Source organism: Ponticoccus litoralis (genome assembly GCF_039769985.1).
Taxonomy (GTDB): Bacteria; Pseudomonadota; Alphaproteobacteria; order Rhodobacterales; family Rhodobacteraceae; genus Ponticoccus; species Ponticoccus litoralis.
Genome location: NZ_JBDNCH010000003.1, coordinates 1 through 14263 on the forward strand (window position 1 = coordinate 1; position 14263 = coordinate 14263).

Genomic DNA, 14263 nt, shown 5'->3' on the forward strand with positions numbered 1-14263 from the left:
CAGGAAGTACAGCCCGGTCACCGCGTAGTTCGACGGCGGCACTGGCGGGCTTTTCGATGATCTCGCGGGCCGCGCCCTCGGCATCGAAGCCGACGACGCCGTAGCGCTGCGGATCCGCGACGCGATAGCCGAAGACCGTGCCGCCCTGGGACCGGGCATCGGCCTTGGCCAGCATCTCGGGCAGGGCGTGGCCGAAGAACAGGTTGTCGCCCAGCACCATGGCCGAGGGCGCGCCGTCCGGGAAGTCCGCGGCCAGCAGATAGGCCTGGGCCAGGCCGTCGGGGCTGTCCTGTACCAGATAATGCAGCGAGATGCCCCATTGGCTGCCATCGCCCAGGGCGCGCTGGAACTGCGCCTGATCCTGGGGCGTGGTGATCACCGCGATGTCGCGGATCCCGCCCAGCATCAGGACCGAGATCGGGTAGTAGATCATCGGCTTGTCGTAGATCGGCAGCAGCTGTTTCGAGAGCCCCATCGTGATCGGGTAAAGCCGCGTGCCCGAGCCTCCGGCCAGGATGATGCCTTTGCGTCTGGTCATGATCGGGCTCCGGGATCGTGCAGGAAACGGGTCAGGATAGGGGCCGGGCTGTCGCGCCGGTCGGGCCGGGGCCCGGCGGGGTGGGCGGGACAGTCGCGCCATGGGCCGATACCGCCCGGGAGATCCGCGGGATCGTCATCCCTGCCCCCCGGTGCCCAGCCGTTGCCCCACGCCCGCGCGCCCCTGCAGCGCGCGCCACCACCCGGTGTTGTCCAGATACCACTGGACGGTGCGCTCCAGCCCCTCGTCCAGCGTGCAGGCGGGGCGCCAGCCCAGCTCGTCCCGGACGCGCGCGGGGTCGATGGCATAGCGCAGGTCGTGCCCGGCCCGGTCCTGCACATGGGTGATCTGATCCGCAAAGGGCCGCGCGCCGGGGCGCTTGCGGTCGAGGATGGCGCAGAGGCGCTGCACCAGGTCGATGTTGCGGGCCTCGGCCTCGCCGCCGATGTTGTAGCTGCGCCCGGTCCGGCCGCGTTGCAGCACCAGCAGCAGGGCCTCGGCATGATCCTCGACGAACAGCCAGTCGCGCACGTTCAGCCCCTGCCCGTAGACCGGGATCGGCAGGCCGGCCAGGGCGTTCAGGATCACCACCGGCACCAGCTTTTCCGGGAACTGGAAGGGGCCGTAGTTGTTCGAGCAATTGCTCAGGACGACCGGCAGCCCATAGGTTTCGTGCCAGGCCCGCACCAGGTGGTCGCTGGCCGCCTTCGAGGCGGCATAGGGCGAGCGGGGGGCATAGGGCGTGTCCTCGCTGAAGCGGCCCGTCTGGCCCAGCGTGCCATAGACCTCATCCGTCGAGACATGGTGAAACCGGAAGCTGTCCGGCCGGCCCTGCGCCTGCCAATAGGCCCGGCTGGCCTCGAGCAGGGTGAAGGTGCCGCCCACATTGGTGTCGATGAAGGTGCCCGGCCCGTCGATCGAGCGGTCCACATGGCTTTCGGCGGCCAGATGCATGACCGCATCGGGCCGATGGGCGGCCAGGATCCGGTCCAGCGCGGCGCGATCGCGGATGTCGGCCCGTTCAAAGACATGCTGCGGATTGCCGTCCAGGCTGGCAAGATTGTCCAGGCACCCGGCATAGGTCAGCGCATCCAGCGAGATCACGGTATGGCCCCGCGCCACCGCCAGCCGCGCCACCGCCGAGCCGATAAAGCCGGCCGCCCCGGTCACCAGAAGCTTCATCATGCGTCACCATATGGGATTGGGCTGTAGTCGAAGGGGCTGTCGAGGCTGGCCAGGCCGGGGGCCTCGGCATCCTTGTCCGACAGGATCGGCGGCCCCTGCAGGCCCCAGTCCACGGCGATCTCCGGATCATCGAAGCGCACGGCCCCCTCGCAGTCCGGCGCATAGTAGCCGGTGCATTTATAGCAGATCTCGGTATCGGGCGCGCGGGTCACGAAGCCATGCAGGAAGCCTTGCGGGATCAGCATCTGCAGGCCGTTCTCGGCGCTCAGCTCATGGCCGACCCACTGGCCATAGGTCGGGCTGCCCCGGCGGATATCCACGGCCACATCGAACAGCGCGCCGGCGGCGCAGCGCACCAGCTTGTCCTGGGCATGGGGCGGCGCCTCGGAAATGCAGGCCCCTGACGGTGCCGGCGCGCGCCGATCGGGACTGATTGTCCTGCACAAAGTCCAGCGCGATCCCATGGGCGGCCAGCGTCCTGCGGTTCCAGGTTTCGCAAAAGACGCCCCGGGCGTCCCCGAACCGTGCGGGCTGCAACAGAAGCACTCCGGGCAGGGCGGTCTTGGTGATCTGCACGGGCGGGCGCTCCTTGAGATGTGTCCCCCGGGCTTAGCAAGCAATCGCCGGCTTGTCACGCGAGCGAGACAGCCCCCGGCCTTGCCTGCGGCGGTCGCGCCGACAGGGGCTGCCGGGGGAGGGCCGGGGCCATGGTCCCGGGGTCTCGGCACGTCGTGGCGCGGGCGGTCGAGACGGACCGGAAAGAGGGCCCGCCGGGGTCACGGCGGGCCCAAGCTGTCCGGACCGTGGCCCGGCGCGCCGGACCTGTTGCGTTCCGCATGGCCTCAGACCTGCGTCTCTCACGCAGGCCCGGCTCTGTCCGGGCCATGCCCGTTCTCCCTGCGTCTCGGCAGGACAGGGGAAAGCGACAGGTCTGATTTGCACTGTGGATGTAAATCCACTATCCAGAATTCGCACTTCGTTTGTGAAGCCACCCGCCTGCAGGAAAAGGCCTCAGAATCAAGGTTATGTTAATATTTCGGGGCGGGCAGCGCCGCGGGTTCGCGGCAGAAGAGCCTGACGGCCCCGATCCTGGTCAAGGCCTCGTTAACCGGATGGCAACCAGGAGCCCTGTGAAATCGCGCCATGGACCCCGCCCCTCATATGGATGATCCGCATCACGCCGCCCCCCTCGTCATCTGCGGCGTCGGAGGCAGCGGCACGCGGGTCGTGGCGGGGGCGGTTCAGGCCCTCGGGGTGGATATCGGCTGCTGCCTCAATCCGTCGCTCGACAACCTGTGGTTCACCTTTCTGCTGCGGCGGCGCGACTGGCAGGAGACCCGGCCCGCCAGGTCCGAGATCGAGGCGGCGCTGACGCTTTTCGCGCGCTGCAGCCGTGGCGGGACGGATCCCCGGGATCGGGCCCGGCTGCAGGCAGAGATCGCCGCGCGCGGCGCCGGGTTTCGCAGGGAAATTCATCCCGACATGGCGGATTTGGCCCTGAACGGCCTGCGGGATGGTCCCGCCTGTCCCCGCACGGGGGCCCGGGGCTGGAAAGAGCCCAATGCGCATCTCTTCCTGCCGGATATCGCGCGGGTCTTTCCCGGCGCCAAGGTGGTCTTCCTGCTGCGGTCGGGACCGGACATGGCGCTGTCGGGGAACCAGAACCAGCTGCGTCACTGGGCGGCGCGCTTTGGTCTGCCGCAGCCTCCGCCGGGGCAGGTGCCCGCCGCCCTTGCGCTCGACTTCTGGCTGCGGGCCAACCGGCGGGCATTGCACCATCTGGCCCGCCATTTCGGCCCCCGCGCGCTGGTGCTGCGCTACGAGGATCTCTGCAGCACCCCCGCGCCCGTCCTGCGGCACCTGGCGGATTTCCCGGAGATCACGGTGCCGCGGTCGGTGCTGCAGGGGCTCGCCGACGGGGTCCATCCGGTTCGGCCCCGGGCCGCGGAGGACCGGCAGGAGGCCATGCCCGCGGCGCGGATCGCGGCGGCGCGCGCGCTTTATGCGCGATACGCCTATGACACCACGGCCCGGTCCGTCATCCGCCGCCAGTCGGTTCCGTCCGAGAAGGCCATGACGGCCCCCCCGCTTTCGTCGGGAACATAGATCATGCAGCCCGCCCCCATGGCCGCCGGATCCGGCAAGCCCGCAACCGCAAAGCTGCCCGTACCGCACCCCGCCGGCGAATTCGGTCCGCCGCGGTGTCGCATAGAGGAACATATGGTCCACGTCCTTGCCATGATCGCGCAGCTTGAAAGACCCGCCCTGCACCGTCTTGAAGCGCCAGTTTCCGCCCGAGGCGTCGTCGATCAGCTCGAATTGCGCGCCCCCTGCCCCGCCGGTGTTGCGGACGCAGATCGTGGGTCCGGTGGCGTTGATGGCCACCCCCAGCGCATGGCTCGTATCCGCATCGGGTCCGATGCCCACATGGCCCGTCGCCGGGTCCACCCGCAGCGCCTGCCGCCAGGTCGCGCCGTCGTCGCTGACCTTGATGGCAAAGCCGTCGCTGCCGGCGGTGCCCATCTCGGCCCGGCCCGACCAGCCGGTCTGGAACAGCAGGCTGGCGGTGTCGCTGGCCGTGGCCTTGTTCACCTTGACCTGATGCCCCGCGCCATCGTGGCTCAGCAGCACCGCCTCGGCGGCCACGGCCAGCCGGTTGGTGGCATCCGCCGTGGCATTGACCCCCAGCAGGTCGGTCGGCTGGATCCCCCAGGCGCCATCCTGCCAGACATGGGCCACGCCGGTGCTGGCCAGCCGGGCCTGCCAGCCCTCCCGGGGGGCGATGAAGATCCATCCCCCGCCGCTGAAACCGGCCAGCTGATGCGCCTGTCCGGCCCAATCCCCCGTGGGCGCGGCGCCGAGGGCAAAGATCGTGCCCTCCACCGGCGCGGCGGGCGGCGTCGTGGCCTCGAAGGCCTGCACGGTCAGCTGCACCAGCAGGTCGAGCCGGGCCAGTGCCTCGTTATGCGTGACATGTTTCTGCGCCTGGGAGGGCGCCAGCAGGGGCAGGGTCAACCGGGGAGAGGTCTGGGACATCGGGCGCTCCATTCTGTGCGCCGGGCACCCTTGCAGCGATCCCTGAACGGTTCGGTAAGAGGACGCGCGCCATGGTAAGGAAACCTTTGGACTTCTTCCTGATCGGGGCCCAGAAAAGCGGCACCACCGCGCTGTTCGCCAAGCTGACGGCCCATCCCGGCATCGTCGCCCTGCCGCAGAAGGAACTGCATGTCTTCGACCGGCCGGACCCGGACCCGGCCCGGTTCGACCGCGCCTTTGCCGGGGCCGATCCTGCGCTGCTCTGGGGCGAGGCGACGCCGGCCTATCTTTACTGGCCCGGCGCGGTCGAGGCGCTGGCGCGCTACAACCCCGGGGCGCGGATCCTGGTGATCCTGCGCGATCCGGCCGAGCGGGCGCTGTCGCACTGGAAGATGCAGCGCGCCCGCGGGATCGAGCCGCTGTCGTTCGAGGCGGCGATCTCGGCTGTCGGACGGGCCCGGGTCCGGGACGGGGGAGACCGCGAAAAGCGGCTCTATTCCTACGTCGAACGCGGCTTCTACGCCGATCAGATCGCCCGGCTGCTGCGGCATTTCCCGCGCGATCAGATCGCCTTTTGCCGGACCGAAGACCTGTTGCGGGATGAGGCGGGGCTGCTGGCGCGGCTCTTTGGCTTCCTGGGCGTGGAGGCCGGGCTGCGCGTTGAGACGGAAAAGATGATCCGCCCGAACGACAATGCCGCCGTGCAGGTCGAGGCCGGTGCGGCGCTTGCCGGGCTCACCGCGCTTTATGGGCAGGATATACGCCGGACCGGGGCGCTGACCGGGATGGCGCTGGAGGCCCGGCTTGCAGGGCCGCGCCAGGCCAGCGGATAGCCGAAGAGGGCGGCGGCGTCATGCCCCGGGGGGCCTATCCCCCGCCGGTTCAAGGCGGGGGCCGGTGCAATCAGGGGAAAGGCGATCCGGCCCGGGGCCTTCCGGCCTCGCGGCATCAGGCCTTGCCCCTCACCCCTTCCGGAACGAGGCCTGCATGATGTGGATCTCGTCATAGGCCGAAAAGTCGAAGGGCTTGGCCATGTTCTTGCTCTCCGCGGTGTTCAGGATGAACGTGCCGGTCACGGGCGGGGTGTAGTCCAGCATCGCGTAATCCCGCTTGTAGAGCATGTAGAGATGGGTCAGCGCCTCTTCGGACAGCGGCTCGCGGTCCGGCTTCTCGCGGCGGTTCAGCTCGGGCAGCACCAGCTTCTCCTCGGGCATGCCCTGCGCGATCAGGATGTCGCGGAACCGGTCCTGCCAGGTCTCGTCCTCGAACCGCAGGATGTCGTCGACATGCGTCGTGTCCCCGATCGACAGGAAGTAATGCTGCGGACAGAAATGCACATAGGAGGGGTCGTAGCGGATATTCGTGGTGTTGAGCTCGAAGACGAATTCCTCGACCGACTTGCGCGCCCGGTAGTTGTGCTGGGAAAAATGCTGCTCGACCGAGGAGTAGAACCGGTCCAGCGGATCGCGCACCACCGTGATGGCGCGGTACTTGCGGACCTGGCCCAGCAGGTTCGGCGGCAGATCGATCAGCGGCATATGCGCCGTATCGCCATAGCGCTGATGGCGCGGCATCCAGTTCCAGCCCCATTGCTGGAACCGCCCGGGGTCGGCCTCCTGGATCATCGTGCGGATCGAGGTTCCGGCACATTTGGGAATGTGGATGAAACAGAACTTGTAGTTGTCCGAAATGATCATCTGCGTCTCACTATGCGGCCTGCGGCGTTGCGCAACCGTCGCAGCACCGTCTTCAGGGCCACGATGGTCGCTTCACCGGTCATTTTTTTTAGCAGTTCGATCTGCCAGTTTGCCTTGAAGGCATCCCAGTCCGCGACCAGGCGGGGGTGGGGGCTGGGATAGGCCTCGCGGACCCCGGGCAGCAGATCCGCCAGGTAGCGCTTCTGCGGGCCGAAATAAAGATGCACGAAGGGGATGTCCTCGCGGATGACAATGGTCTTGTCATTGGCATCGCAATAGAGGTTCAGCATCTCTTCATCGTCCACCCCACCGGTGGCGACCTTGCTCCAGAGATCGCGGCGGAACAGCATGACGTTGATCGAATAGCGCACCTTGGGGTCGAAGACGACCGGACCCAGATCCGCGGTCAGCGCCCGGAAGCGCTCTGGCTGCAGGGTGGTTTCCTCGTGGATCCAGCGCGCCAGATGCGGGAACTGCCAGACCGTGCCCCAGCCGCCGGGATCGGCTTCGCCCGGGCCGGCGATGCGGAATTCCTGGTAGCCGGGTACATATTCCCCGGCCATGTGGCTCTGCGCCATGATCGCGCCATAGGCCTCGCGCAGCGCGGGCAGCCGGGTCAGGCGGTGGAAGCCGTAGGGGTTGTTGTTCACCAGGCCGCTGACATAGGCGATCTTGTCCGGGTCCTGTTCGGCATAGGTCTCGATCAGCCCTTCCAGCCAGCCCGGGGTGATCGGAAAGGCGTCGTCGTCCAGCTTCAGGATGTATTCGGCATCGATATGGTTCTCGATCGCATCCTGGATCCCGAAGAACGCCGGCTGGGCCTTCATCGGGTTCAGCCAATGGACCCGGCCATAGTTCTGCCGGGCGGTGAAACGGCACATGTCCTCGCAGATATCCGCGCCGGGCAGGCCGTGGCAGTTGGACAGAAGGTAGACCGGCACCGAGGCGGGCGTGGTCGCCAGGACTTGGCCGATGGTGATGTCGAGCGCCTCGAAATCATTGCAGGTCAGGATGAGGATCGCTGTGTTGGAAAGAGAAATCATGGCGTGGTCCGACCGTCTTTATAGGCTTTGAGCAACCGTTTCCGACCGCCGTAGAGGCGCGCGATCAGCCAGAGCGCGTGCAGGAACCGGAAGGGGGCTGCAGCCTGGCGTTTGCGCAGATACGCGGTGTCGGTGAAGGGGATCACATCCAGATAGGCGCCCTGCCCGCGTGCGTGCAGAAGCGGGTTGCTTTCCACGATCGGCAGCGGATCCGGGGTCGACCAGGCCGAGGGCGTGATCCAGTCGCGCAGCAGCGCGCGGGGGCGGCCGGTCGCCGCCGCCGAGCGGGGCCGGGCCTGTTTCCGGCTCTGATCCCCGGCTTCCGCCTCCTGCGCAAGATCCCTGGCCGTCAGCGCCTTGGGCTGCGGCGGGATGGGCTGCGGTACGGGAGGCCATGGCGCGCACCCGCTTGAGCGTCTGGCCGATGTCCGAGGCCTGCAGCGCCGCCGGTCCGGCCAGGAAATCCGCCAGGGCGGCGTTGAACATCTTCTGACGGTCCGCCTGCAGGCTCAGCATCAGGTAGCCTGCGATGCGCACCAGCTGCTTGAGCGACAGGCTCAGGCGATCCGCGTTGCGGGCCCGCAGGATCAGGTCGTTGCGGATGTCGTAGTAGTAATAGGCCGGTGCGCCCTCTTCGCCATGGGCCACCACCAGGTTGGGGGGCACGACGGTCACCACGTCCTGGCGCCGGCTTTCATAGCCGAACATGATGTCGTCGCGCTTGATGAACTGCTTTTCCGGCATCGCCGGGGCCGGCCCGTCGAGATCCACCATCAGGCTCCACCAGCCGCTGAAATCGGCCTCGTAGAAGCCATAGACGCGGTGGCGGTCCCAGCCCTGCAGGTCAGTGAAGGGATTGATCAGGTCGATCCCGAAGGTATGGGAGGCCGAGACATTGGCCCCCTGCTCCTTCACGATCCGTCCGGTACGTGTTCAGGATTTCGGCCATGGTGCCCACATGCATGCCCCGGGCGAAGCAGGACATGGCATAAAGCCGGTCGATGAAATCAGGCAGGATCGCGATATCGTCGTCCATGATGACGAAATGGCGGTATCCCTTTTTCCTGAAATGGGCATGCCCCGCCAGGAAGCCGCCGGTGCCGCCGACGTTGGGCAGCGGCTTGACCTCTGCCATGTCGGGGGCTTCGGGCAGCGGATCGCCGTTGTTGACCACCAGGATGTCCAGCATCCCCGCCCCATAGGCCGCGCTTTCGGCCAGGGTCGCCAGGTTGGGCAGCAGGTAGGCGGCCTTGTTGTAGGTGGTGATCGACACCCCCAGAGGCTGCAGCCTGTCCGGTTTCGGCGCGCTCCAGGCCAGCAGGTCGACCGACAGCGCACCCGCCCAGCTGAGCTCGAAATACAGCCGGTAGGGCTTGCCGCTCAGGGCGACGGGCAGGGCAAGATCCGCGACGCCGGTCCCGGTCTCTTCATGCAGCAGCTCCGGGGCCGGGTTCGCCGTGCGGGCCAGGATGCGCAGCCGCCAGCTCGGCGCCGAGAAACGCGCCAGGCCGGTGACCTCCTCGAGGCCGCAGATGCGGTGGTAATGTTCCACCGGCAGGGCGTTCAGCACGGAATCGTAGCTGCGGGTCCGCCTGTGCTCCGAGGTGACGAAATGCGGCGCGTCCCGGTCGATATAGGCCCCGTTGACCTTGTCGGGATTGCCGAAGCGGTCGTCCTCGATGCAGCGCATCAGGATCAGGTGGTCCGTCCCGCCGACCTTGGTCGTCAGGGCGGCGGCGCTGTCTTGAGGCCGGGTCATGCGCCGACCGCCTCGCCCGCGCCGGCCTTGCCCAGATAGGCCCGCGCCACGTCCAGCGCCTCGCGGATGGTCACATCCATGTCGAGATAGCGATAGGTCCCCAGCCGGCCCACGAAGGTGACGTTCCCGACCTTTTCGACCAGCGCCTCGTACTCGGCCAGCAGGGCTTTCTCCTTCACCTGGCGGATCGGGTAGTAGGGGATGTCGTCCGGCCCGCAGGCGCGCGAGAATTCGCGGTAGCACACCGACCCCTCATGCTCTTCCCAGGGGGCGAAATGCTTGTGCTCGGTGATGCGGGTAAAGGGCACGTCTTCCTCACCGTAGTTCATCACGGCGCAGCCCTGGTAATCGCCCTCGTAGGTGAAGCGTTCGAAATCCAGCGTGCGATAGCCAAGCCGCCCCAGCTCATAGTCGAAGAACCCGTCCAGCGGGCCGGAATAGAACACGTGGTCATAGTCATCCGCCTGGGCGCGGGTGAAGGCGGTGTTCAGATGCACGGTGATCGCGGGATGATCCAGGATCCGCTCGACCATGGCGGTATAGCCGTTCTCGGGCATGCCCTGGAAGCGGTGGAAGAAGTAGTTGTCATCGTAGTTGAACCGCACCGGCAGCCGCTTGAGGATCGAGGCGGGCAGATCGCGCGGGCTCATGCCCCACTGCTTGATCGTGTAGCCCTTGAAGAAGGCCTCGTAGAGATCGGGGCCGACGAAGCGCAGCGCCTGCTCCTCGAAGGTCTGGGGGTCGGTGATCGAGGTATCGGCCTGCTCCTCGATAAAGGCGCGCGCCTCGTCCGGGCGCAGGGTCTTGCCGTAGAACTGGTTGATCGTGTGCAGGTTCACCGGCAGCGAGAACACCTGACCCTTCGAGGTCGTCTTGACCCGGTTCTTGTAGGGCAGGAAGGTCTCGTACCGGTTGACGTAGTCCCAGACCTCTTCGTCGTCGGTGTGAAAGATGTGGGGGCCGTAGACATGCACCATCACGCCCGTGTCCGCGTCGCGCACCGTATGGCAGTTGCCGGCCACGTGGTCCCGGGCCTCCATGATCGTGATGCGGTGGCCCGCTTCGGCCAATGTGCGCCCGATGACCGCACAGGACAGTCCTGCGCCGACAAGAAGAATATGCATGCAGAAAGACCTTGCTTACCTATCGTTTGCTGCCAGCGGCTCCGCCGGAGGCCCCGGATGAGGACCGCAGGGATGACCCCGGGGGACACCTGCCACGGAATGGCGGCTTCTGGATGTCATATCCCAAATCAGGGGACAAGGTGCAGGCGGCGCCACCGGCGAATTTCCGGACAGCGCCCGGCTGTCCCGGGCGGATTTTACGCCCGGCCCGCGCGCTCCGGCCCGCCGGGGGGCCGCCGGGCACGGGCGCAGGGGCCGCCCTGCCCGGCATGCGGACAGGGCGGCAAGAGACGGTCGGGGGCGGCTCAGAACACCTCGAAGTCACCCGGGCCAAAGCTTGCAAGGCTTTCGTTCGATTCCACCAGAACCACCAGCGCGCCCGCGTAGTAGATGCCGACCACATCCGCCGCGCCGCCGTCATAGAGGAAGGTCACGGCGCCGTCGCCGCCCTCGCGGTCGATCACGATATGGTCGACCCCCAGTTCGAAATCGTCGATTTCGTCCCGGCCCCCGGTGATGGCGTTGAAATAGAAGGTATCGGCCCCGGCCCCGCCCTGAAGCGAGATCGTCGCCCGCGCCGCCTTCGAGCGAGTCGTTGCCCGCGCCGCCGAACAGGACGTCATTGCCCAGCCCGCCGCGGATCAGGTCGTTGCCGTCCTCGCCGAAAAAGACATCCTCCCCGCCGCGACCCTCGATCGTGTCGTTGCCGAAACCGGCAAAGACCGTGTCGTTGCCCAGCAGGTCGTCCGTGCTGGAGCCGTGGTAATAATCGTCGCCCTGGTTGAGGTAGACAAGGTCGTCGCCTTCATCGCCATAGACGGTGTCGCTGCCCTCGCCGCCGCGGATGGTATCGTCGCCCTGGCCGCCATAGATCATGTCGTTGCCGGCGCCGCCCAGCATGGAATCGCTGCCCTGATCGCCAAAGAGCGTATCCGCCCCCAGCCCGCCGTACAGCACCTCGTTGCCGGTCCCGCCATAAAGCGCGTCATCGCCGCTGCCGCCCGACAGCGTGCTGTCCCCCGAGGCGCCATAGAGCGTGTCATTGCCGTCCTCGCCATTGAAGAGATCGTTGCCGCCCTCGCTGTAGAGCCGGTCATCGCCGAAACCGCCAAAGACCGTATCCTGCCCCAGCGCGCCGCCCTGGTCCTCGTCGAAGAAGATGTCGTTGCCCTGGTTGAGGTAGACCAGGTCGCGCCCGTTGCCGCCATGGACGGTGTCGGCGCCCTCGCCGGCGTGGATCGTGTCGAACTGGTCGCCGCCATCAAGCCGGTCGTGGCCGGTGCCGCCGAAGATCAGGTCGGCGCCCGCCTCTCCGTGAAAGACATCGTCGCCGCCGCCGCCCTCGATCGTATCGTTCCCCAACCCGGCCCAGACCGTGTCCCGGCCATGTTCGCCCTCCTGGGCGGTGTCGACGAAGATGTCGTTGCCCTGGTTCAGATAGACCTCGTCGCGCCCGTCGCCGCCATGGACGGTGTCGCTGCCCTCGCCGGCATGGATGGTGTCGTACTGGCCCCCGCCGAAGATCAGGTCGGCGCCCAGGCGGCCAAAGATCAGGTCGTTGCCATCCTCGCCATGAAAGACGTCATCGCCGTTGCCGCCCTCGATCGTGTCGTCGCCGAACCCGGCAAAGACCGTGTCCCTGCTCGTGCTCGCCGCCCTGGGTGTTGTCGTGGAAGATGTCGTTGCCCTGGTTCAGGCGCACCATGTCGCGCCCGTCGCCGCCATGCACGGTGTCATCGCCCTCGCCGGCATGGATCGTGTCGTATTGGCCCCCGCCATGGATCAGGTCGTTGCCCAGGCGGCCAAAGATCAGGTCGGCGCCGTCCTCGCCGTAAAAGGCGTCATCGCCGTTGCCGCCCTCGATCGTGTCGTCGCCGAACCCGGCAAAGACCGTGTCCTGGCCGTGCTCGCCACCCTGGGCGTTGTCGTGGAAGATGTCGTTGCCCTGGCTCAGAAAGGCCAGGTCGCGCCCGTCCCCGCCATAGACCGTATCGTTGCCCGCGCCGGCATGGACCGTGTCGTACTGCCCGCCGGCCTCGATCAGGTCATTGCCTTGCCCGCCCCAGATCGCGTCCTCGCCCGCGCCGCCCCGCAGGATGTCGTGGTTGATGCCGCCGAACATGACGTCGTCAAAGCCGGAGCCACGGACCGTCACGGGCTGGGTCAGCAGATCTGCGAACTGCGGGTCCAGCAGCTCTGTCATGTCCAGTGCCGCCCCCGCGCCGGCGGCGTTCAGGGTGATCGGGCCACCGCTGTTGAACAGATCGGCAAGCGGCTGCAGGCTGCCCCAGGCGGCGGCGTCCAGCGCCTGGACAAGATCGACCAGGCCCCAGTTGATCCCGGTGACCGTGCCCTGCACCGCGCCCTCGGCAAAAACCGAAACCCCGCTCACCACACCGGCGCTCGGCTCCCCATCCAGGAACTGGAAGCCCGTGCCGGTGATGGTCGTCCTGTGGTCCGTCGCGGGGTTGAAGAGGACCACCTGCGTGCCGCTGGCGAGACAGAACGTCCGGGTCGAAATCGTCGAAATCGTCAAAAAAGGCATCGCCCAGGAAGCTGGTATTCGTCCCGGGGAAAGTGAATGTCGTCATTGGTGTCCGTCCCTGCGCGGCTTATGCTATGCCCCGGGCCGCTCACCGACCGGGGCGTCAAAACAAAATATGTATAGACCTCATGAGCCTACAGGGGCCGCGGCGCCCCCTGCAAGCCTCGGCGCTCCCGGCGCCCCTGTCATCTCCCGACACCGCCCCTGCCCCCCGGAACCCGACACCGCCCCCCCCCCGCCGGACCCGGCACAGGACCCGGCATCGGGCGCAGGCCCTCCCCCTTGCGCGCCCGTCGGCGGTCTCTCCCGCGCCGGGCCGGGCCGCTTGACCGGAGGCGGTCCAGAGACCTGCCCGGGCGCTGCAAAAACGTTTCTGGATATGGCAAAACCGGGATAAGGTCCTGCTGACCCCAACAGGCCGCGCGCCACCGGCCCCAGGACGCGGCTGAGACCCCATGTTCGCTTTGCGTATGATCAGTGTCGGATTTTGCCTTGCCATGACCCTTCCCGGGAATGCCTCTGCCAGCAGCCCCGACAGAACCGTGGTCCGCCTGCACTGCGCCCCCGAAAACCTGAGCCCGGCCCTGCGCCAATCCCTGTGCCAGCAGCTGCTGCAGGGGCTGATGCAGGTCGTCCCCCGCGCCGCGCCGCGGCTGGTGGCGCAGGACCAGTGGCAGCCCCGCCGCGCCGGGGATATCTCTGTCCGCCTCGCGCTGTCTGCCGGTGCGGGCCGGCTGCTGTGGCAGCAGGGCCCGGACGGGGCGCTGCGGACCGGACCGGAGGTTCCCCGTCCTGCGGCGGTTTCCCCGCAGGCCGGGACGATCGGGGCCTTCGCCGATAGCCTGGCCATCTCCATCCGCCCCATGCTGGCCCGGAGCCTGCCAGGCAGGACTTTGCCGTAAGATTTCGATAGAGGTACGGTTTTCATGTGCAATATCTGCCTGCTGACACAGAACTTCGACCCGCGGCGCCACGCCCCGGGCGCCCCGGCCTTTGCCAATATCACCGAAACCCACGACGCCGCGGAAAGCACATCGACCACCTATTCGATGACCCCCGGCGACACGTTTTACGGCACCATTTCCAATGCCGATGACGAGGATTGGATCCGCATCGCGCTGACCGCCGGGACGACCTACGAGATCTCCCATGCCGGCATTGGGCTCAGCGACCCCTACCTGCGCATCTACGATGCCTCGGGCAACCAGATCGCCTATGACGACGATGGCGGGGATGGCTATGACGCCCTGCTGTCCTTCACCCCCACGACCGGCGGCACCTATTACATCTCGGCCGATGCCTATGGGTCCGATACCGGCAGCTATGCGCTCTCGGT

The 14263-nt window shown here is 67.3% G+C and carries 12 protein-coding genes and 4 pseudogenes; 4 read left to right on the top strand and 12 right to left on the bottom strand.

The window, feature by feature from the left end; genetic code table 11:
- From ABFB10_RS20365 to rfbC, 3 genes and pseudogenes are all read right to left on the bottom strand, one after another.
- Nucleotides 1-538 (bottom strand): annotated as a pseudogene (locus ABFB10_RS20365) (sugar nucleotidyltransferase); the annotation flags it as partial.
- A 135-nt stretch (nt 539-673) separates the two neighbouring features.
- Nucleotides 674-1720, bottom strand: coding sequence for a dTDP-glucose 4,6-dehydratase (gene rfbB, locus ABFB10_RS20370; RefSeq protein WP_347168133.1), 1047 nt, complete (start codon nt 1718-1720; stop codon nt 674-676).
- Nucleotides 1720-2299 (bottom strand): annotated as a pseudogene (rfbC, locus tag ABFB10_RS20375) (dTDP-4-dehydrorhamnose 3,5-epimerase). Before rfbC ends, rfbB begins: the two are co-directional and overlap by 1 nt.
- Nucleotides 2300-2884: 585 nt before the next feature.
- Here rfbC and ABFB10_RS24290 point away from each other — a divergent pair.
- Nucleotides 2885-3829 (top strand): sulfotransferase, encoded by a 945-nt coding sequence (locus ABFB10_RS24290; protein ID WP_430523054.1) that lies wholly within the window; start codon nt 2885-2887, stop codon nt 3827-3829.
- 615 nt (nt 3830-4444) lie between these two features.
- Here the strand turns inward: ABFB10_RS24290 and ABFB10_RS24295 are convergent.
- Nucleotides 4445-4771, bottom strand: a pseudogene (locus ABFB10_RS24295) (DUF2793 domain-containing protein); the annotation flags it as partial.
- A gap of 59 nt (nt 4772-4830) precedes the next feature.
- Here ABFB10_RS24295 and ABFB10_RS20385 point away from each other — a divergent pair.
- Nucleotides 4831-5592 (top strand): sulfotransferase family protein, encoded by a 762-nt coding sequence (locus ABFB10_RS20385; RefSeq protein ID WP_347168087.1) that lies wholly within the window; start codon nt 4831-4833, stop codon nt 5590-5592.
- Between the two features lie 129 nt (nt 5593-5721).
- On the opposite strand, the gene ABFB10_RS20390 is transcribed toward ABFB10_RS20385, so the two are convergent.
- The 8 genes from ABFB10_RS20390 to ABFB10_RS20425 all read right to left on the bottom strand — a co-directional run bounded on the left by ABFB10_RS20390 (nt 5722) and on the right by ABFB10_RS20425 (nt 12918).
- The gene (locus tag ABFB10_RS20390) at nt 5722-6456 is read right to left on the bottom strand and encodes a sulfotransferase family 2 domain-containing protein (RefSeq protein WP_347168088.1); all 735 of its coding nucleotides are present in this window, start codon (nt 6454-6456) and stop codon (nt 5722-5724) included.
- Nucleotides 6453-7499: a glycosyltransferase family 2 protein gene (locus ABFB10_RS20395; protein ID WP_347168089.1), complete on the bottom strand. Its 1047-nt coding sequence runs from the start codon at nt 7497-7499 to the stop codon at nt 6453-6455. Before ABFB10_RS20395 ends, ABFB10_RS20390 begins: the two co-directional genes overlap by 4 nt.
- An 18-nt stretch (nt 7500-7517) precedes the next feature.
- A complete protein-coding gene (locus ABFB10_RS20400) occupies nt 7518-8414 on the bottom strand; it encodes a hypothetical protein (RefSeq protein ID WP_347168090.1) in 897 nt (298 codons plus the stop codon).
- Nucleotides 8344-9258: a glycosyltransferase family 2 protein gene (locus tag ABFB10_RS20405; RefSeq protein WP_347168091.1), complete on the bottom strand. Its 915-nt coding sequence runs from the start codon at nt 9256-9258 to the stop codon at nt 8344-8346. The genes ABFB10_RS20400 and ABFB10_RS20405 overlap by 71 nt, the downstream gene beginning before the upstream one ends.
- Nucleotides 9255-10382, bottom strand: a complete 1128-nt coding sequence (gene glf / locus ABFB10_RS20410; protein WP_347168092.1) for a UDP-galactopyranose mutase — start codon at nt 10380-10382, stop codon at nt 9255-9257. Before glf ends, ABFB10_RS20405 begins: the two co-directional genes overlap by 4 nt.
- 305 nt (nt 10383-10687) lie before the next feature.
- Complete coding sequence (locus ABFB10_RS20415) at nt 10688-10816, bottom strand: hypothetical protein (RefSeq protein ID WP_347168093.1); 129 nt, start codon at nt 10814-10816, stop codon at nt 10688-10690.
- Nucleotides 10800-11987, bottom strand: a complete 1188-nt coding sequence (locus tag ABFB10_RS20420; RefSeq protein ID WP_347168134.1) for a calcium-binding protein — start codon at nt 11985-11987, stop codon at nt 10800-10802. The genes ABFB10_RS20415 and ABFB10_RS20420 overlap by 17 nt, the downstream gene beginning before the upstream one ends.
- Complete coding sequence (locus tag ABFB10_RS20425) at nt 11965-12918, bottom strand: calcium-binding protein (protein WP_347168094.1); 954 nt, start codon at nt 12916-12918, stop codon at nt 11965-11967. Before ABFB10_RS20425 ends, ABFB10_RS20420 begins: the two co-directional genes overlap by 23 nt.
- A gap of 506 nt (nt 12919-13424) precedes the next feature.
- Between ABFB10_RS20425 and ABFB10_RS20430 the strand changes: the two genes are divergently transcribed.
- Together ABFB10_RS20430 and ABFB10_RS24300 are read left to right on the top strand one after the other, a co-directional pair.
- The gene (locus ABFB10_RS20430; RefSeq protein WP_347168095.1) at nt 13425-13829 is read left to right on the top strand and encodes a hypothetical protein; all 405 of its coding nucleotides are present in this window, start codon (nt 13425-13427) and stop codon (nt 13827-13829) included.
- Between the two features lie 147 nt (nt 13830-13976).
- Nucleotides 13977-14210: pseudogene (locus tag ABFB10_RS24300) on the top strand (pre-peptidase C-terminal domain-containing protein); the annotation flags it as partial.
- Between the last annotated feature and the right edge of the window lie 53 nt (nt 14211-14263).

What these genes read in the sequence shown, in the direction of transcription:
- rfbB (WP_347168133.1), bottom strand. Translation starts at nt 1,720, where the DNA reads ATGAAGCTTCTGGTGACCGGGGCGGCCGGCTTTATCGGCTCGGCGGTG.
- ABFB10_RS24290 (WP_430523054.1), top strand. Translation starts at nt 2,885, where the DNA reads ATGGATGATCCGCATCACGCCGCCCCCCTCGTCATCTGCGGCGTCGGA.
- ABFB10_RS20385 (WP_347168087.1), top strand. Translation starts at nt 4,831, where the DNA reads ATGGTAAGGAAACCTTTGGACTTCTTCCTGATCGGGGCCCAGAAAAGC.
- ABFB10_RS20390 (WP_347168088.1), bottom strand. Translation starts at nt 6,456, where the DNA reads ATGATCATTTCGGACAACTACAAGTTCTGTTTCATCCACATTCCCAAA.
- ABFB10_RS20395 (WP_347168089.1), bottom strand. Translation starts at nt 7,499, where the DNA reads ATGATTTCTCTTTCCAACACAGCGATCCTCATCCTGACCTGCAATGAT.
- ABFB10_RS20405 (WP_347168091.1), bottom strand. Translation starts at nt 9,258, where the DNA reads ATGACCCGGCCTCAAGACAGCGCCGCCGCCCTGACGACCAAGGTCGGC.
- glf (WP_347168092.1), bottom strand. Translation starts at nt 10,382, where the DNA reads ATGCATATTCTTCTTGTCGGCGCAGGACTGTCCTGTGCGGTCATCGGG.
- ABFB10_RS20430 (WP_347168095.1), top strand. Translation starts at nt 13,425, where the DNA reads ATGACCCTTCCCGGGAATGCCTCTGCCAGCAGCCCCGACAGAACCGTG.